The organism is Pseudomonas sp. VI4.1, assembly GCF_002029345.1.
GTDB lineage: Bacteria > Pseudomonadota > Gammaproteobacteria > Pseudomonadales > Pseudomonadaceae > Aquipseudomonas.
Window position 1 is genome coordinate 25405 of sequence record NZ_MULM01000164.1, and the last position, 16779, is coordinate 42183.

Annotated in this window: 21 protein-coding genes; 15 read left to right on the forward strand and 6 right to left on the reverse strand. The window is 54.1% G+C overall.

Annotated features, from left to right (window positions below; genetic code table 11):
• Nucleotides 1-16: 16 nt before the first annotated feature.
• Both BZ163_RS19515 and BZ163_RS19520 read right to left on the reverse strand, forming a co-directional pair.
• A complete protein-coding gene (locus BZ163_RS19515) occupies nt 17-310 on the reverse strand; it encodes a VirB3 family type IV secretion system protein (protein ID WP_011117466.1) in 294 nt (97 codons plus the stop codon).
• Nucleotides 311-313: 3 nt separating this feature from the next.
• Nucleotides 314-775, reverse strand: coding sequence for a TrbC/VirB2 family protein (locus BZ163_RS19520; RefSeq protein ID WP_011117467.1), 462 nt, complete (start codon nt 773-775; stop codon nt 314-316).
• Between the two features lie 937 nt (nt 776-1712).
• On the opposite strand from BZ163_RS19520, the gene BZ163_RS19530 reads away from it, so the two are divergent.
• The 12 genes from BZ163_RS19530 to BZ163_RS19585 all read left to right on the forward strand — a co-directional run bounded on the left by BZ163_RS19530 (nt 1713) and on the right by BZ163_RS19585 (nt 9717).
• Nucleotides 1713-2486: a ParA family protein gene (locus tag BZ163_RS19530; RefSeq protein WP_019694514.1), complete on the forward strand. Its 774-nt coding sequence runs from the start codon at nt 1713-1715 to the stop codon at nt 2484-2486.
• Nucleotides 2487-2499: 13 nt separating this feature from the next.
• Entirely contained in the window at nt 2500-3426 is a 927-nt protein-coding gene (locus BZ163_RS19535) for a ParB/RepB/Spo0J family partition protein (protein ID WP_011117385.1), read from the forward strand.
• On the forward strand, nt 3423-3764 hold the full coding sequence (locus BZ163_RS19540; RefSeq protein WP_011117386.1) for a TrfB-related DNA-binding protein: 342 nt from the start codon (nt 3423-3425) through the stop codon (nt 3762-3764). The genes BZ163_RS19535 and BZ163_RS19540 overlap by 4 nt, the downstream gene beginning before the upstream one ends.
• Nucleotides 3765-3768: 4 nt before the next feature.
• Nucleotides 3769-4074 (forward strand): hypothetical protein, encoded by a 306-nt coding sequence (locus BZ163_RS19545; RefSeq protein WP_011117387.1) that lies wholly within the window; start codon nt 3769-3771, stop codon nt 4072-4074.
• Between the two features lie 100 nt (nt 4075-4174).
• Nucleotides 4175-4495 carry a hypothetical protein gene (locus BZ163_RS19550; protein WP_012727769.1) on the forward strand — a complete coding sequence of 107 codons (321 nt, stop codon included), beginning with the start codon at nt 4175-4177 and terminating at the stop codon, nt 4493-4495.
• A gap of 267 nt (nt 4496-4762) precedes the next feature.
• On the forward strand, nt 4763-5392 hold the full coding sequence (locus BZ163_RS19555) for a recombinase family protein (RefSeq protein ID WP_011117388.1): 630 nt from the start codon (nt 4763-4765) through the stop codon (nt 5390-5392).
• 447 nt (nt 5393-5839) lie between these two features.
• Nucleotides 5840-6409: a replication protein gene (locus tag BZ163_RS19560; protein ID WP_011117389.1), complete on the forward strand. Its 570-nt coding sequence runs from the start codon at nt 5840-5842 to the stop codon at nt 6407-6409.
• Between the two features lie 39 nt (nt 6410-6448).
• A complete protein-coding gene (locus BZ163_RS19565; RefSeq protein ID WP_011117390.1) occupies nt 6449-7210 on the forward strand; it encodes a hypothetical protein in 762 nt (253 codons plus the stop codon).
• A 143-nt stretch (nt 7211-7353) separates the two neighbouring features.
• Entirely contained in the window at nt 7354-7851 is a 498-nt protein-coding gene (locus BZ163_RS35780; RefSeq protein WP_011117391.1) for a hypothetical protein, read from the forward strand.
• Between the two features lie 158 nt (nt 7852-8009).
• Nucleotides 8010-8813, forward strand: a complete 804-nt coding sequence (locus tag BZ163_RS36510; protein ID WP_011117392.1) for a DUF1173 family protein — start codon at nt 8010-8012, stop codon at nt 8811-8813.
• Nucleotides 8814-9278, forward strand: a complete 465-nt coding sequence (locus tag BZ163_RS36515; protein WP_080690698.1) for a DUF1173 family protein — start codon at nt 8814-8816, stop codon at nt 9276-9278.
• Between the two features lie 43 nt (nt 9279-9321).
• Entirely contained in the window at nt 9322-9717 is a 396-nt protein-coding gene (locus BZ163_RS19585) for a hypothetical protein (protein ID WP_011117394.1), read from the forward strand.
• On the opposite strand, the gene BZ163_RS34890 is transcribed toward BZ163_RS19585, so the two are convergent.
• Complete coding sequence (locus tag BZ163_RS34890) at nt 9714-11273, reverse strand: Y-family DNA polymerase (RefSeq protein ID WP_019694516.1); 1560 nt, start codon at nt 11271-11273, stop codon at nt 9714-9716. The genes BZ163_RS19585 and BZ163_RS34890 overlap by 4 nt on opposite strands.
• Nucleotides 11274-11959: 686 nt before the next feature.
• Here BZ163_RS34890 and BZ163_RS19595 point away from each other — a divergent pair.
• Together BZ163_RS19595 and BZ163_RS19600 are read left to right on the forward strand one after the other, a co-directional pair.
• On the forward strand, nt 11960-12367 hold the full coding sequence (locus BZ163_RS19595) for a hypothetical protein (protein WP_011117396.1): 408 nt from the start codon (nt 11960-11962) through the stop codon (nt 12365-12367).
• Nucleotides 12364-13623 (forward strand): site-specific integrase, encoded by a 1260-nt coding sequence (locus BZ163_RS19600; RefSeq protein WP_011117397.1) that lies wholly within the window; start codon nt 12364-12366, stop codon nt 13621-13623. Before BZ163_RS19595 ends, BZ163_RS19600 begins: the two co-directional genes overlap by 4 nt.
• A gap of 100 nt (nt 13624-13723) precedes the next feature.
• Here BZ163_RS19600 and BZ163_RS19605 read toward each other — a convergent pair whose 3' ends face one another.
• The 3 genes from BZ163_RS19605 to BZ163_RS19615 form a co-directional block, all read right to left on the reverse strand.
• Nucleotides 13724-14140 carry a hypothetical protein gene (locus tag BZ163_RS19605; protein WP_011117398.1) on the reverse strand — a complete coding sequence of 139 codons (417 nt, stop codon included), beginning with the start codon at nt 14138-14140 and terminating at the stop codon, nt 13724-13726.
• A gap of 144 nt (nt 14141-14284) precedes the next feature.
• Nucleotides 14285-14494 carry a hypothetical protein gene (locus BZ163_RS19610; RefSeq protein ID WP_019694519.1) on the reverse strand — a complete coding sequence of 70 codons (210 nt, stop codon included), beginning with the start codon at nt 14492-14494 and terminating at the stop codon, nt 14285-14287.
• Between the two features lie 118 nt (nt 14495-14612).
• Nucleotides 14613-15359 (reverse strand): hypothetical protein, encoded by a 747-nt coding sequence (locus BZ163_RS19615; protein ID WP_080690697.1) that lies wholly within the window; start codon nt 15357-15359, stop codon nt 14613-14615.
• Between the two features lie 382 nt (nt 15360-15741).
• Here BZ163_RS19615 and ndoR point away from each other — a divergent pair, with 382 nt between their 5' ends.
• Nucleotides 15742-16728, forward strand: a complete 987-nt coding sequence (gene ndoR, locus BZ163_RS19620) for a naphthalene 1,2-dioxygenase system ferredoxin--NAD(P)(+) reductase NdoR (protein ID WP_011117469.1) — start codon at nt 15742-15744, stop codon at nt 16726-16728.
• Nucleotides 16729-16779 lie beyond the last annotated feature (51 nt).

Here is a 16779-nt window from a genome sequence, read left to right on the forward strand (position 1 = left end):
CTTATTAAAAGCTTTATCAACGAGGCGCATAACTTCTATATCCCCACAGTTTACGTAGCCGTGATGCTCTCAACTTGAATGCCGCTCTAAGCACACCAAACAAGTACACGTCTTTGCTACAGATCCAGTACGCAGCGGCAAACAGTATTGGCATCGTAACGAGCACATAAAGTGATCGAAGTAACAGTGCTGCCAACACTGGGGTTATGAGGCTGATCAAAATACTCGATAAGGTAAACGGCCCCACCATTGATGGCCGGGCCATCGCCACTACGAGCACTTCACCTTCATCAGGATCTTGCTCGGCCATGGTTTACCTCAAGCTTGATTGAGCGCCTTCTTTGATCGTGTCGACAAAGTTCGGGGCAAAAAACACCAGGAAGATACCGAATACCGCCCAGCCGAACTGGCCCCACGACATACGACCGGACTTCGCCTGGAATCCGCAGAACGCAATGGCTGCGATACCCAGGTAGTAACCAACGTCAAAGATGAGGAAGGATACGAAGTCCTTGGCCATGCTCTTCAAACCACTGAAGTCCAGTGCCGCATTTGCGAATTCAGGGATCAGGGCCAGCGAGAGAATCGACCCCAGCGTCGCTAACTTGGTGGCCTTGGCCATACGGTCATTACGCATCAGCGCTTTGTGCGACGGGGTCTTTTGCGAGATTACGCTTTGCAGGGTTTGTGATGCCTTGGCCTTGAGCCAAGTACGCCAACTTTCTTTGTGCAGTCCTTCTACGGTGCGTCCAACTTTGGAAGTTTGAGATTGCATACCATTGCCTCTTTCATCATGACGGGGAACCCCCGTACGTTACTGTTATTACTCTAAAAGGATTGTTAGGGCAGGTTTCCTTTATGAAGTCGATAGCAGTATCGGCATTCTTGAATAACCTGGTTTTCCCTAACGCGGTTACAACGTTGTAAACCTGTCCCGTCGATGGACTTTCAATAATTAATGCCCACTTTCGTCCGTCGCTGTCGATTCGTTCCTCAAGAACGACCCGGTAGTCAGGCTGTGCGACGGCGAAAACCGCCAACTCTCTTTTGTCTAGGCTCTGCATCATTTCCCCAGGGCAACCGTTCACTAGATACAGGGGCGATACTGGAGTCCTACACGTCTTTGATCTAGATCCCACCTCTCATTTCTTCCCTCTATCGGGTTTTATTACATGAAATCGACATTTCGTTACACATAATAAGTATTTAATTAAACAAAATCAATTTTTCATTTTAATAAAATTGGATCAGTGCAGAAAAAAACGTAAGGCCTAGCCCCAGGCATTAGCCCGGCTACGGTTATGGTTCTATAAGTGTTTAAAAGGTCTGCGAATTTCCATATTCACGTCATCGAGTGGTGCAAGGCTGCGCCTTGCCTAAGAGCGGATGTGGCACCGTGACAGTGCTTCACGCCCTAATGACAACGGAAATGAGATTTTGTTACGAATAGAGGACGGACGGTCAGAATGCCCGATCTAGAGAGGTCGGGCGGCGGACAGGAGCCGCCCTGATCCGCCACCCTTGATCGGTGCCCATAGATGCGCAAGGAAACACCCCGCTCTATAGAACCCCGACCCGGCGCCGATTTTAGCAGTCTGCCTTTTTCTCGCATGCGAGAAATAGCGAAAAGTAAACCCTATATATGTATTGACCAATGGGTTTACCCATGCAAGGATGTGCCTACACAAATCAGCGCTCACCGGAGAATACCCATGGCGATGAAAGTCACAACCGTGGCGAACCAGAAAGGCGGCGTCGGCAAAACGACTATTGAAGTCCATCTTGTCAGTCTCGCAGCCGAGCAAGGTAAACGCGTTCTTGTCGTCGACCTCGATGAAGGCGATCTGTCGCAGTTCTACCCGCCTCTCGAAGACGGTGACGACACAACCTATGTCCAATCAAGCATGCTATTCAGCGACGAATATAAGGGCTTGTACCCTCGCCAGGTCGCGGCAAACATCTGGCTAATCGAGGCCGATGTTCCATTGCTGGATGTTGACGACATGGATCTCAGCATCGTGACCAGGTTGAAAGAAGCGCTCGATCACTTCTCCGCTGATTTTGACCTCTGCATGATTGACACACCGCCCAACCTGCAACGCCGGATGATCGCCGCGCTCGCAGCATCTGACGCGGTAGTGTCACCCTTCAATATCAGCGGCTTCACACTCGCTCGCATGCCCAAGCTTCTGTCCACTATCGAAGCTGTGCGTGAGCAGTACAACCCGAACTTGCAGTTCCTCGGTTTTCTTCCAAACCAGATCAACAGCCGATCAACCAATGAAATTGACCTGTTGCCAAGCCTTCAGGAGAGCTATGGCGATGCCATGTTTCCGGTCCATATCGTTCACCGGCCATGCATCAACTCGGCACTCGCTAGCGGCAATCCGGTTTGGTGGAAGGCGAAATCCGGTAGTCAGCGTGCTGCAGGACGGGAAATGAAATCTGCCTGTACCGCTGTTCTTGAGAAGGTCTGGTCAATCTGAGGTAGATCACAACATGACGAAGACACCAAATCCTTTTGGCAGGGCAGTTTCTGCGACTGCCAAAAAACTTTCGGATTTTCAGAAGAAACCGGCGCTCAATGATGGTGAAACCATCATCGGCGTCAGCACCGGTGAAATCCAATGCATCAAGCAGATTCGAAACCGTAATAACCCCGGCTTTTCCAAGGAGTCGCTTGAGGAGCTGGGCGACGACATAGAACAGAACGGACAGATCGAGCCTGCAATTCTCCGTCCCCACCCCAAACCCGAGTCAGGTTTCAAATACCTGATGGTTGCAGGTGAACGCCGTTACCTGGCTTGCGAACTGAAAGGCATGTTGCTGAAAGCGGTTGTGCGTGAACTAACAGACGCACAGGCCAAGCGCATCCAGCGTTCAGAGAACGTACACAGCGAAAACCTCAGTCAGCTGGACATTGCACTCGCTCTTAAAGCCGACAAGGACGAGCTGGGAACCCTGCAGGCGGTTGCTGACGAATGGAATAAAAGCCTCAATTGGGTAGCGGAACGCATCGCTTATCTGGAAAACGTAACCAGTGACGGGGCCAGCCGTGAGGCTGTTACCAAGGGCATCACGGCGGATATATCGACCGTCAATGATCTTGGTCGCCTTGATCGCTTGGACAGCGCTGCAGCTGCTGACCTGCTACAGCGTGCAGACGCAAATCCAGATATGAACCTGCGGACAGAGGTAAGAACTGCGCTGCGCAGCACTAAAGCGCTGCGCGTTCACGGCGGGTCTAAAACTAAAGCAAAACCCGCTGGCCCTGCCCTTCTGGATGATGAACTCGACAAGCTACGCGAGGCTAATACCGTCCTGTCAGCACAGGTTGAAACCCTGGAATCCGAAATCGAATATCTCAAAGCCGAGCTGGACAAAGCCCGAGCCGCCCAGGCCGAGAACTGGAAAGCACCGGAATGAGTAGCCGAGTTGCTGACCAGGACCTACGGATCCCGCCCGATGAATTCGAGCGGATCCGTTCAACGTCAAAGATGCATGCGCGCAACCTCGATGTGGCTTATGAGCTGCTGGTCGAAGGCAAGGGCCTTGTAGCCGTTGCAAATGCTCATGGGCTCACCAAGCAACGGGCACTTGCCATTCGCGACAAGATTTATTCGGCTTACTTGATGAAGACACCTGAAGGTTGGAAGTGCGCGCAGATCTGCGCACCCACGGACATGATCGATCGCTTCGTCAAGGAAGCCGATGCGGCACGCGTGCGCTATTGGCAGAAGAATTCAATGAATCACAGGGAGTAGACCCATGAAGCGAATCCTTTTAGGCGTGTTGGTAATAGGCTGCGTTCTGGGAGCCCTGTCAGCTCTGACAGTTGCGTTTATTGGCCATAAGCAGGATCCAGCACAGTACAAAGCGTTCGATTTCAGAACATTTGATCAGCCCGTTATTGACGACGCACCAGGTTGCGAAATTCGATCACCGAAAGGCGAACTAATGAACCGGATTTTCAAGGGTTCGCAACCTAACCAGCTCAACCTTGAGAAAGGAACCACATTCACCATTGATTGTTTCCCGATTAAGGAATCAGAAAAGTCGACAACAAGGAATTGAAACCATGAGCAATGACAAACCAGTCACCATGAAAGAGCTGTCCGAAATCCTACGCCCTCTATCCGAAGCTGTGAGCAGAATCGACCAATCGTTGTAGCTGATGGCTCAGCTTCAACTTGCCGCTGAGTTCGAGCCAGAGCAAATCGAACGGCAGAAGCACTATCAAAAATTAGCCACCGCCGAACTGAATTATAAGAGCGCACGCGAAGCTCGGACCGAAGCGCTGAACAACAAACCATTGCCTTTACCTGATGTTGGCCACACCGAGCTGGTGAAACTGGCCGGGAAGGAGAAGGCTGACAAACAGTACAAACCCGTGATTGATGCTATCGCGCAGATATCAGCGGCATCTGATCACCGCACGGCAGTTGAAAATGCTGCGCCGGTACTGACAAGGCTTCGTGAAGCTTGGAAGCGCTGAAACAGCAACATGGTGCCCCTGTATCGAACGGCACAGGGGCATAACGTCCGAGCCTAGCGACATCCACACCCACCGCAGCGCCTGCACGAAAAAGCGAGTAATCAATATGACGGGGGGCCCCTGCGAGGTGTGATCACCTTGTCATATTTGGGTATATCTCAAGTAAGACACGGCGGCGCTCTCGATCTGCCCGAACGATTCATATTAAGTGATAGCCTTTCTGATACACTTTGATAAACACACCCAAAATGATACAGAGAGGCTTCCATGTTCGTGCGTGCTTATCTCCGAGCCTCCACCGAGGATCAGGACGCCAGTCGCGCCCGTGATCAACTGGAAGAATTCGTTGCGAGCCACGGAAAGGTTATCGCTGCCAGTTACATGGAGAACATCAGCGGCACGCTAGCTGATCGGCCAGAGCTTCAACGCCTTCTGAACGATGCGCGCCGGGGTGACATAATTCTGGTTGAAGCTATTGACCGGCTGTCTCGTATGAATGACCAGGACTGGCGGGCACTGATAACCGCGATAGACAGCAGAGGTCTGCGAATCGTAGCCGTCGACCTTCCGACTAGTTACCAGGGTCTCACATTGCCGTCTGGTGACGAGTTCACTGATCGAATGTTGGCCTCAATCAATTCAATGATGACGGATATGATGGCGGCAATCGCCCGGAAGGATTATCTGCAGCGTCGGCACCGGCAGTCGCAAGGCATCACCAAAGCAAAAGCTGCAGGTGTTTACAAAGGCAGACCGGCAGATCTGGCGCTGCGTAAGCGTGTTAGTGAGCTTCTGGCCGCTGGCTTGGGTATCCGAGCAATCGCCCGTCATGCCGTTTGTTCAACCACGACTGTAATGCGTATCCGAGACGAACTGGTTGAAAGCTTATCCAGTTGAGCCGGTCGGGAATGAGTGACTAGCGAAGGCGTAGCCGTAGTCTGTCATTCATTCCCGACTGGCCGCCGCCGGCAGGCGACTTTGAGTGCCTAACAGCCACTGCATGAGTTGGAGTGGTTAGAGATCATTAGAACCAGGAGATAGAGGCCCTTGAATTACGGGGCTTCCAGGGCATTACCTAGCTCAGAACATGAGCGAACCTCAGTTCACCTACTTTGCACCACCATAGCTCACTAGGTGTGAGCTACGTTAGCTCACTGCATGAGCTACCCCCCCCATGAGCTACCCCTCGTTCATCCTTGAACGATATCCTTCATTTTGTGAGAGATAACGTGCATGGATGCACTACCTATCGCTCACAGCATGAGCTAAGATAAGCCTGCCTTGTTCGATATCTTCCAAATTTGCAGGATATCAAACACGCTAACACAGCTTGTCGGAGGCACGATGATTGATGATGAAGGGGAAGTCCGCGCACTGGTCCAACCGACACAACGCGGCACATGGGTTCAGACGGAACGAGCTGGGCACGAAGCATGGGCGGCTCTGATCGCTCAGGCACCGAGGGCCGGGCAACTAATGCACATCATTGTCCAGCATATGGACAAGTCCGGTGCATTGATCGTCAGCCAGTCGACCTTGGCCAAGATGATGGACACTTCCATTGCGACCACGAAGCGCGCTATCAGCGTCCTGTCCAAGCACAACTGGATTCAAACCATCAGTGTTGGTGGCCAACGTGGTGGAACGCTTGCGTATGTGGTGAATAGCCGAATCGCATGGGCAGACAAGCGCGAAAACCTGCAGTACGCCCGCTTCAACGCAAGGGTGCTTATTTCGTCTGAAGACCAAGCAGATCTCGGCAGTAACAAGCTAAAGCAACTGCCGACCATGAGCGACGGGGAAATCCAATTGCCAGCTGGTCCAGGTATGGAACCACCGGCCCAAGATTCATTAGATGGCGTAGATCTTCCTGATATGCCCTCTATTCCGCATCACGACAAAAACGATCTTTAAGCATCTGACCCACTAACGGCAATTCGGCGGAAACTTATCATGGCAGACACACGCGATGAGATTACGAAGGCAAAAGGCATTACAGCCGATCTTGTCATGGAGATAGGCACCTATTACAGCGCCAAAGACATGCGTGGCGTGCAGACTGGGCTTAGCAGCGCAGCCCGCGAGCTACGTGCTTTTACACAGAACAATTCACTGCGTGGACGGCTGGGCGCCAAGCTTTCCCTAGAGCAGCATGAACTGCTGAACAATGCTGCTGCACTTCTGGATTCCATTAAATACAACGTGGAGCACGCTAAAGAGCGCAAGGACCGCACTGAGAAAGCGACGGCCAAAAAACGTCAGTTATGGGAACGAGAAGCCGAGCAATTGGTAAAAACCCATTTCACGCTGCCAATGAACACAGTAACCGAGCAATTACGGGTACTTGAACTATCCCTGATCGCTCAGGAGGTTTTGGGGCAATCAATCTATATCAAGGATCATTTGCAACTTCGCAAATTGATGCAAGACGAACCCCCGAAGTGGGGCAATCATTCTGTAGCGCAATGGCGTCGTAGTGAGGTGTCAAGCCTCTTGGCAGATATGCAATATGCCCTTCGTTCTTACCTAAGCTGGGATCTGAACATGACTCCCGGCGAGCGGTTGAAAGAGCTGGAGCGTAGCCTAGATGCAGCCCGCGCTGAAATTCTGGCCAGACCTATGTGCGTAGAAACTCTGCGCATTTGGAACGATGAGCTAAAGAGCGCAGCATTCATGACCAGCGCTATGCCTACTACCGATGGATCTAGGCACTGAAATGACGAAACCCGCAGCACGGCAATGCTTGCGGGTTTCTAGGTTTTTTGCGAAGGAGCAAAAATCCACGGCCTGAGTATACACCGGGTACGTGAGGTTTTACAGCGAACGGATATGCGTTCACAACCGGAACGGTACTTACTATGACCATCATCAGATTCCACGAAAACCCCGCAGAATATGCGCCGACTATCTCGTTTAATCATTGCGGCAGAATGCCTTGGAGCGCAAGGTATGACTCAGAATTCAGCGGGTTTGAGCTGATCGAGCTATTCCAATTTTGCGAAGAAGAAGGCCACCGTCAGGGCATTAATGACGCCAATCAGAACCGTATTGGCAGTCGGGAACAAGCCCCGTTCCACCGGGACTTCATGGGTGGCTACCCGAAAAGTCTTTGGGAAAACGCCTATTGGATCGGTGTTCAAGCGCATGGCGACACTACACCGGCAGCGATAGAGCTTGAAATCCAGAAGGTCTTGAGCGCACCGGATACCAGTCGCTGGCTTTGCGATGCGCTGAACAGCGCATTGGATCGTGATTCGACCGACGCAACGAATGACGCCGAGTACCTGTGTGACTTGCTGACGCGGCGGACCAACGCACTCTCACTGGCCAGCGAAGCAAATTGGGGTGAAGAATGATGCCAATTGATCCGATTGATTTGTTAGCCAGGTTGCAATCTTTATACGCAGCGTATCCGGGATTTTTTCAAGGCGCAGCATCCGTTATCGTGGTCGTGCTTGCGTATTTCGCGGTACTGGAGCTTGCAAGCCGCTCTGATAAGACGGAGTAAATCACTATGTCTGATCAGAGATATACCGTGTGCATTGCGCACGGGCCATCAATCAAAACCTACAGCGAACAGTTTCAAACTCAGGCCAGCTATGCACCTCAGTGGAAAGCTGTACTGAAGAAAGCGCACAAGCAGGCGACCGTCAGTTGCCAATGCCCTGGCACCGGTTGCCGTCTTCTTGCTGTACGGCATATGTCGGATAGCGACTCATTCCACCTTTCGCGGTATCCACGCACCGGCGCCGAACACGCCTTGGATTGCGTTTACTACTCGCCAGATCCCGATAAATCGGGCCTTGGCTCGTACAGCAAAGGCGTGGTTGAAGAAACGTCCGAGGGTGATCTAAAGATCAAGCTCACCCTCTCGTTACGCAAGAAAGAGCCCGCAGACACTGGACAGGCACCCGAAGCCACCGGCAGCAGCTCGGGCAGCGGCAAAGCCACCAAACCGGCCTTGACCCTGTTGGGCTTGTTGCACCTGCTTTGGAATGAAGCCGGGCTCAATACATGGTCGCGGGGCATGGCAGGTAAACGCGGGTTGGGCCTCGTTCATAGCAGGCTACAGGACGCAGCAGATCGAATGCTTGCGTCGAGAATGCGGATCGGCGATGCGCTTGTCATTGCGGCGGGCTCGAAGGGGTTTCAATCCGAGGCCAACGAGCGGAAGGTCAAGAGCGCGATCAAGAACAACCGTCGCTTACTGGTGATCGCTCCACTTGCAGGCCATACCGAAGACCGAGAAAAGACCGCAGCTCGCTACCTGACCATCACGGGTTTCAATGGCGTACCTCGCATGTTCCTCGATGACTAGATCTGGTCGACCGTTGCTCGCCGATTCAAGCGTGAGCTGTCGGCCTGGAGGCAAGGACGGCGGGTTATAGCGATTGTTCAGACCGATCAACCCACAGAACCGGGTAAAGCACAGGCGCTCAATGTCGCGTTGATGGTGGTCAGTGACGAGTGGATCCCGGTGGAATCGTCCTATGAAGCGGTGATCGAGGCGAGGTTGCGTGAGGAATCACGCAGGTTCGTCAAACCCTTGCGGTTCGACTCAAGCGAAGACCAGGTATTCCCCGATTTCTGGTTGATGGACGCCAGTGCCGGCACTGAGTATCCGATGGAGGTATATGGCCGTGCTGATCCCAAGTATCTGGCACGAAAAGAGGTAAAGGCTGATTACTACCGGACCCACTACGGGACCAGGTGGTGGGCATGGGACGCAAGCACCGACCCCAAGGGAGAGGCGATCCCCGCATTTCCCCCAGCCAGAAACTAAGACAATTCTCGCACGCGAGAATGCCCTGATTAGGAGGCTGCGCATGAGCGAAGTCCTTGTTAGCACCGTCCATCCAACGCTTGGCGCGTTGTATTGGGTGTATACGTCAAACGCCGGTTGCAACTACCCCGACCACTACACCATCACCGACTGGAGCGAGGTGGCCACACGGTTTCCGCACTACTGGCGGGAACACGAACACCTCCGCTGGGTTCACGGCAAGCACATTGGCCAGGTCTTCAATTCTGATGACCCCTACGGTAGTTACGCAGAGGTTGAAGACGAGGAAACCTTTGAAACGTCTTATGGGAAGCTGTCGGGAATGCTTGCGGATCTTCACGCCAAAAGCGGGCAGTCCGTTGATGAATTCGTGCAATGGATGAAAAAGGCTGACTGGGTTGATGTTCCAGCCCCGGCCAAAGAATTCTTAGACGACTAGCATTGCACCGTCCACATCTGATCCCAACTGGTCATGTAACTAGGGCTCAGCAGAGCCCTACGCATGCCCCAGTCCGGCGACAGGGGAACAGCTGCAGTGCGTAAGCAATCATGTCCCCACCGTCTGTTGATCTTGTCCATAACGCTCATGAGCGCGTCAGTGCGCGCCGGTTGACTCGGCGTGAACAGATCTTGCGTGTACTCACCACGCTTTCGCAGATCCATTAACATGACCTCAGCTTTGCTGTACGCAAAGCCCGGCCTGTAGATGCCTTCCAACGCACGCAGCGCGTGCTTTGTCAGCACGCGCACGTCATCTGTTGGGTAGTCGGGAATGACCGTGGCTGCATTGGCGTACTTCGGACCGTCGCCATGGAACGAGGTCTGTATGCCGATCCGCAGGCCACCGCACAAAGATCGCTGCTTGCGCAGCTTCTCAGCGGCCTTGTGGATATAGGTGGCCAACGCCTGGCCAAGCCCCTCGATTGTGTGGACGCGCTGACCAAACATCTTGCTTGAGCAAATGGTCTGTGTGTCCGGTGGGCTTTGTTCCATGTCGATGCAGGACTCGCCGCGAAGCTCCCTGATCGTTCGTTCCAAGACCACTGAGTATTTGCGGCCCATTGTTCGCGGCTCAGCGTGGGATAGCTCCCACGCTGTTTTAATGCCTTCACCGGCCAGGTTATCGCGCATACGCCTGCCAATGCCCCACACTTCTTCGACAGGCATCCGGCGCAACAACCACTCAACAGCCTCCGGCTTGCGCAGGTCTACAACACCACCGGTTTTCTCACGCCAGATCTTCGAGGCATGTTGTGCTGCCTTGGCGAGGGTTTTGGTGTGGCCGATGCCCACACCGACCGGCAACGCAACCCACTGCAGCACGCGCGCCTGAATAGCTCGGCCCACGTCCACCAATGGTTCGCGCTGGTCCTCTAAGCGTACGAAGGATTCGTCGAAAACAGCTCTGTCGACGGTAGCTGAAATAATGGCGTCCTTGGCTATCACGCGGAATCGGGTGTACTCCTCATAGATTTTGCAGTTCCCGCTCCAGTAGTTGTCCCCTACCATGCCGACCCAGATGTACAAGCAACCTGGTCCGCACGACTGAAAGTTTGGCTGCCCGGAAACGTATTCGATTACACCTACCTTGTAGTCATGCAGGAACTCAACGTTTCCGCCTTGATCCACGACGCGCTCACATGTTTTGTAATTGGCAACATGGGCGTTTTTCGTCACGTTCTCAAAAACTTCGGTAGAGGTGCAGTCCGCGAAGTTCTGCTTAAACCCATCCATGAAGTCAGGGGAACGAACTTGATCAGCCTGATTGAGCATAGGGTCGTTGGAGAGATCTACCGACATGCGGTTGCCGCTGTCGATCAGGGTTCGGTATGCCTCTCCCTCAGAGGACGATTCCGATTGAAGACGGGTGTTTGCTCGCAACCCGAGATCGATCGTCTTCACATCGTCGCCGTAGACGTTCTCGAGCGAGGCAGTGTCTCCAGTTTCAGGGAACAGGTCCTGAAGCGTGACCGAGGCGTCCCCGCCATCGAACACCTGAAGTACCTGCTGGCCTACAGATTGCCCGGCCGAAGATCCAGCGGTCACAGCGTCGGCCTAGGCGTTGAAGGTCATGCTGTTGAGATACAGGCCGATCACGGTCACGTTGACCAGCCGTCTCAGGGTTGTTTTGAGTGGTTGTCGCATCGATCGCATGTCCAAAAATGGGGATGCTTCGATGCTATGGGAAGGGTGAGAAATGATGGCGCGGTTTCAGGCAACAAAATCGCCTGAAAAAGCAAAGCCCCGGCTGGTGGGGTCACCGGCCGGGGCTCGCTGTGTTTTTGATCATGCCTCAGGCACTACTAAGACCTGGCCTGTTGGCGCTGATTGAAAACTGACCAATGGGTCATTTTTAGGTCAGCGGCAGCACCCTTTGGTTACCCAAGCCTTCAGACCTGCTGCCGGGTGGGCGATTCCCCCCTCTCCTCTCCCTACCTCACCTGGTCCAGATACTCATGCTCTCGCCGGTCTGCCTCCTCTGCTTCCTGGAAGGGTCATTCTGCTCGATAGCAACTGTGGGCTATGGTGTGGGACGTAATATTTCGGTTTTCTGGAATTCCTTATAGATTTTGGCCTATAGCCGTTTTGTATGGGGATATCTTATCCTCCTACATTGCGGCGAGATCTGGCGCGATTTCAGTATCAGCGCCTGCGAACAAACGAGCCGCGAGGAATCCGTAGTGAAAAACCATGATTCGAATGAGCACGCTCAAAACGAGCCTATTTCAGGTGAGATTTACCACGTCACGCCAACCCATAATCTTGACTCCATCTTCCGTGACGGTTTACGGCCGCAGATTGGACCTCGCTCCGCTCTACTCGGTGAGGCCAAGGAAATGGTCTATTTCTTTGGGTCGATGCTGGCAGTTGAAGACGCACTCAGTAACTGGCTGGGTGAAGCGCTCGATGACGAGCCTGGAGCGATTTCCGTTCTCGCCGTCGATCGCTCCGGTTTACACCTCGTTTCAGATGGTGGGTACGAGCTTGCGTGCCCTCACCTCATTCGGCCGGAGAACATTTCTCTCGCTTTTCAGGATGACGTGCCGGCAGATGAAAAGAGCGGCCCGGAGACCGGGGGTACCTCATGAGCAAACTAACCCCTAAGTTCGTCAAGGATGTCGACCAGCCCGGCTCCTACCAGGACGGCCGAGGGTTGATTCTTCGTGTATCAGCTACCCTGCGGAAAAGCTGGGTCTTTCGCTATATGCTGGCGAAACAACGGCACGACCTTGCCCTGGGGACATTCCCTGCTTTGAGCCTCAGAGACGCAAGACTGGAGGCTGACAAGTACCGACTCGATATCGCCCGTGGCGTCGATCCAGTCGCTGAGCGCGTGAAGGCCAAAGCTGCCAAAGCCTCGCGAGCCACAACGAGCCACACATTTCGGGCGTCGGCAGAAAGGTACATACGCACGCATTCGTCGAGCTGGTCCAAGAGACACCACCAGCAATGGCAGAATTCCCTCACGAAGCATGTCTACCCTGTCATAGGCGGATTTCGGATAGCCGAGGTCGACACGGACGATATCCTGGATGTGCTAACGCCGATCTGGAGCAAGATCCCCGTCACGGCGAACCGCGTCCGGAATCGCATAGAGCTCGTGCTCGATGCAGCCAAGGCACTGAAGCTTCGGCAAGGTGAAAACCCCGCACGGTGGCGTGGTCATCTCGACAAGCTCTTGCCCAAGCAATCGCATACGGTAGTCCCCTTCCCGTCTCCGACACCTTCACGCACTGCCGAGCTGTTGGCCAGGCTCGATTCCCTGGATGGGGCAGCAGCTCGTGCTGTTGAATTCGCAATTCTGACTGCGACCCGTAACCAAGAGGTAAGCGGGGCCCAGTGGCCGGAAATAGATTGGGAGGAGAAAGTCTGGTACATCCCAGCAGAACGCATGAAAGCGGGCAAGGCTCACCGGGTACCCCTTACGGAGCAAATGCTCGAGGTGCTACGGCAGCAGATCGGAAAGCATGACAAATGGATATTTCTCAACTCCTGGCGAACAGGCCCTATTCCCGGCAATGCCATGGCAAGGGTACTCGATCAGCTCCAGGTCGATGGCGTCGTACCGCATGGGTTCAGATCTACTTTTCGGACGTGGGCCGCGGAAGAAACCGATCACCAGCGAGAGGTTTGCGAAATGGCTCTCGCGCATACCCTCAACAGTAAGGTTGAAGCAGCTTATAACCGCGGCGACTTGCTGGATAAGCGTCGCGCCCTGATGAAGGATTGGGGAGACTTTCTTGTCGTTAACGCTCCCCAGGTGAACGGTGAAGTATCGGATCTGGTTTCGGAGCTTGCCCCTGATGCTGGGTCAGATCTGGCCAAGGTTCAGCCGGCCGCTTGACCACCGAGATGAGGGCGCTCTGCCAGAAGCGCCCTAACAACAACCAATTTTGCCTGAACTTTGCCCCCTCCCTCGCAGTTCCTATATTTCGCAGGTGCGATCAGAATGGAAGTTTCTGCTCCACCACCATAGCTGTGGCGTTGAACTTCCGGCCAAGCCGCATCGTGTCCCCCATGGTCGTAATGGGACGACCACGGAGATCCGTTGCCTTCTTGTCATCAGCCAGGAAGCGCATGGCATCGGCAATCCGGTGCGCGAGCTTGCCGATCGCCTGGTTGTACCCGTCTGCACTTCGCCCGGTCTCCAGGGCAGCATCCAAGGTTGCGCCATGCAACAGGGCGTCGGCCACCCACTCACCGACCTCTTTGGCCGTTTCGTGGTCGTTCTTGCTGTCTGCTACCTTGCCGAGCAGGTAGAACAGGAAGTCATCGTCTCGGTTTGCCGACCAACCGTTAACGAAGCGGCACTCCATCTGGAACACATCGAACAACGAGTAGAGAGAGCCGTCCGAAACCATGGACAGCTCAGGGTAATACGATCGCAGCTCCGCGAACTCTTCCTGCCCGTACTCAGGCACTGGTTCCAGGGTTGCTGAGTACCGCCTGAATTTCTTCGTTGATGGCCACCGTTCGATTCCTCTGTCCGGAAGGCGTTGTGTTGCTCAGCGATTCGCTGCCGTAGCACTGGAAAGGTTGCGGTGTTCCTGGGGAGGCATCGGTTGCCTCATCAGCTCAAACGCCGGTGAAATGAACTCGGCCGTAATGGCAGCGGACAGCGCCTTCAGCTCGAAGTCGGTCACCTGAAAGCTCCCCGGCCAGATCCTGATGAGTGCCGATTTTCGTGCGACAAGGAATTTCTCCTGTTTGAGCATGGCCTCGTTGACGGCGATACCAACAGCCTCGGCAAGCGCATCGCGGCTCCTGAAAAATGAGTCATGGAGGAAAATGGGCAGTCGATCGGCACTCCGCCGACGATCACTTGATTCGGCTTCAGGTCGATGACGACGCGATTGCCACCACTTTCCGCTCCGTCCACTCAATAAACCAGGCCCCGAGAGCGCCAGCAGCAGCGACGGTGCCGGCGACTATCCAGTTTCCCTGGCTGGGCGCATTGAAAACCGGAAACACAGCAAATGAGCCCAGCAGCGTGAGGGGCATAGCTCCCAACCCGAGTAGGCCTTTCGACAGAGCATTCATTGAAAGGGGAACCTTGATCGCTGATTTCGACCAATTATTCCACGCCGTCTGCGCCAGCAAGGCCGTAATCAGTTCGTAAAGGGGAGCCCGCAGTAACAGCGAACCGACGCCGGTAGCTGCGCGCGTGAATCCTGAGATCACAAATTCTTGGCGATTATCGCATTTCAATTTCACCCAAGCGCCGTTCCTTGCGCTGCTGTAGCGGCGGCCATCACGCTTCTCCACGATTCCCTCCAGCTGCATCCGGCAAGCGTTGGCCAGCAGCTGCACTGGGTAAGCTTCCAGGGTATCGCTGAAGCGTACGCGCTCCAATGGGCAGTGCTCGAGGAGCGCCTCAAGTACCTGGCGGCTCAGTTCAACGCCCTCTCCCCGCAGATCTGCACCGTCGAGGTAGAGCAGGTCGAACGCCACGTACACAAATTTGTCGGTACACCGTGCGGCGAACGCTGACTGCAGGGCTTGAAATGCTGGTCGACCGTCGTCTTCCTGGAATACGACCTCACCGTCGAGCCAGGCTGAATGGACGGCTAGGCGTCCCAGCTATTTGGCCAGGAGTGGCATATGATCGATCTAGTCAAACCCGTTTTTGGTGAAAAGCTGCACCTGGTCACCATCGATCCGTGCTAACAGACGATACCAGTCGTACTTGATCTCGTATCGCCATGCTCCTGCCGACGACAGTGTCAGTAGAGTAACCAGTTGTGGCGCGATCCAACACGGGTTTGGTGCCTTGGGCGGTTTCACTATCGCCACCTCGCTATCAGGAACATTCCTTCAGGGTGGAGTGCGTAATTTTCTGAAAGGGGAGCCAGGTTATGAGTATTCACATTGGTGATAAACAACCTCACTTATGCGTTATTGACATATGACGTCGTATTCACGATTATTTACCATATAAGTCTTATAATAACGAAGCCATATTATGGAACTCCTCATACAACCGAACAATCGCATAATTCCCTTCAGTGCCGGTGCCAACCTTCTGGAAGTGCTTCGCGAGAACGGTGTAGCTATTTCCTACAGTTGCTTGTCTGGGCGTTGCGGAACCTGTCGCTGCCGGGTTATAGATGGCAGTGTCATTGATTCTGGGGCGGAAAATGGGCAATCAAACCTCACCGACAAGCAGTATGTGCTCGCCTGTCAGTCAGTACTCACTGGCAATTGCGCTATCGAAGTCCCAGAAGCCGACGAAATTGTCACTCACCCGGCGCGAATCATCAAGGGCACAGTGGTCGCAGTCGAGTCGCCCACTCACGATATCCGTCGCTTACGCGTACGCCTCTCCAAGCCCTTCGAGTTCTCACCCGGACAGTACGCGACACTGCAGTTCAGCCCTGAGCATGCGCGTCCGTATTCAATGGCAGGTTTGCCAGATGACCAAGAAATGGAGTTCCACATACGCAAGGTGCCGGGTGGGCGCGTCACGGAGTATGTTTTCGAACACGTCCGCGAAGGTACAAGCATCAAGTTGAGCGGGCCTCTTGGTACGGCTTATCTACGTCAGAAGCACACCGGACCGATGCTGTGTGTAGGTGGCGGGACCGGACTCGCACCGGTGCTGTCGATTGTTCGCGGCGCGCTGAAGTCGGGTATGACGAACCCCATCCTCCTTTATTTCGGGGTGCGCAGTCAGCAAGACCTCTACGACGCAGAGCGATTGCACAAACTCGCCGCTGACCACCCTCAACTGACCGTACACACGGTGATTGCAACGGGCCCGATTAATGAGGGTCAGCGAGCCGGCCTAATTACCGATGTGATCGAAAAAGACATCCTTTCGCTGGCTGGGTGGAGGGCCTACCTGTGCGGCGCACCAGCGATGGTTGAAGCGTTGTGCACCGTCACCAAGCATCTTGGAATATCACCCGAACATATTTATGCCGATGCCTTCTATCCCGGTGGGATCTGAATAGTTCCCGGCCATGCACCTCTGTCCATCGAGAATTCATCAGGAAGACAT

Bases quoted from the DNA above. Each gene is read 5' to 3' on its own strand.
- BZ163_RS19515 (WP_011117466.1), bottom strand. From the start codon at position 310: ATGGCCGAGCAAGATCCTGATGAAGGTGAAGTGCTCGTAGTGGCGATG.
- BZ163_RS19520 (WP_011117467.1), bottom strand. From the start codon at position 775: ATGCAATCTCAAACTTCCAAAGTTGGACGCACCGTAGAAGGACTGCAC.
- BZ163_RS19530 (WP_019694514.1), top strand. From the start codon at position 1,713: ATGGCGATGAAAGTCACAACCGTGGCGAACCAGAAAGGCGGCGTCGGC.
- BZ163_RS19535 (WP_011117385.1), top strand. From the start codon at position 2,500: ATGACGAAGACACCAAATCCTTTTGGCAGGGCAGTTTCTGCGACTGCC.
- BZ163_RS19540 (WP_011117386.1), top strand. From the start codon at position 3,423: ATGAGTAGCCGAGTTGCTGACCAGGACCTACGGATCCCGCCCGATGAA.
- BZ163_RS19545 (WP_011117387.1), top strand. From the start codon at position 3,769: ATGAAGCGAATCCTTTTAGGCGTGTTGGTAATAGGCTGCGTTCTGGGA.
- BZ163_RS19550 (WP_012727769.1), top strand. From the start codon at position 4,175: ATGGCTCAGCTTCAACTTGCCGCTGAGTTCGAGCCAGAGCAAATCGAA.
- BZ163_RS19555 (WP_011117388.1), top strand. From the start codon at position 4,763: ATGTTCGTGCGTGCTTATCTCCGAGCCTCCACCGAGGATCAGGACGCC.
- BZ163_RS19560 (WP_011117389.1), top strand. From the start codon at position 5,840: ATGATTGATGATGAAGGGGAAGTCCGCGCACTGGTCCAACCGACACAA.
- BZ163_RS19565 (WP_011117390.1), top strand. From the start codon at position 6,449: ATGGCAGACACACGCGATGAGATTACGAAGGCAAAAGGCATTACAGCC.
- BZ163_RS35780 (WP_011117391.1), top strand. From the start codon at position 7,354: ATGACCATCATCAGATTCCACGAAAACCCCGCAGAATATGCGCCGACT.
- BZ163_RS36510 (WP_011117392.1), top strand. From the start codon at position 8,010: ATGTCTGATCAGAGATATACCGTGTGCATTGCGCACGGGCCATCAATC.
- BZ163_RS19585 (WP_011117394.1), top strand. From the start codon at position 9,322: ATGAGCGAAGTCCTTGTTAGCACCGTCCATCCAACGCTTGGCGCGTTG.
- BZ163_RS19600 (WP_011117397.1), top strand. From the start codon at position 12,364: ATGAGCAAACTAACCCCTAAGTTCGTCAAGGATGTCGACCAGCCCGGC.
- BZ163_RS19605 (WP_011117398.1), bottom strand. From the start codon at position 14,140: ATGGTTTCGGACGGCTCTCTCTACTCGTTGTTCGATGTGTTCCAGATG.
- BZ163_RS19610 (WP_019694519.1), bottom strand. From the start codon at position 14,494: ATGCTCAAACAGGAGAAATTCCTTGTCGCACGAAAATCGGCACTCATC.
- ndoR (WP_011117469.1), top strand. From the start codon at position 15,742: ATGGAACTCCTCATACAACCGAACAATCGCATAATTCCCTTCAGTGCC.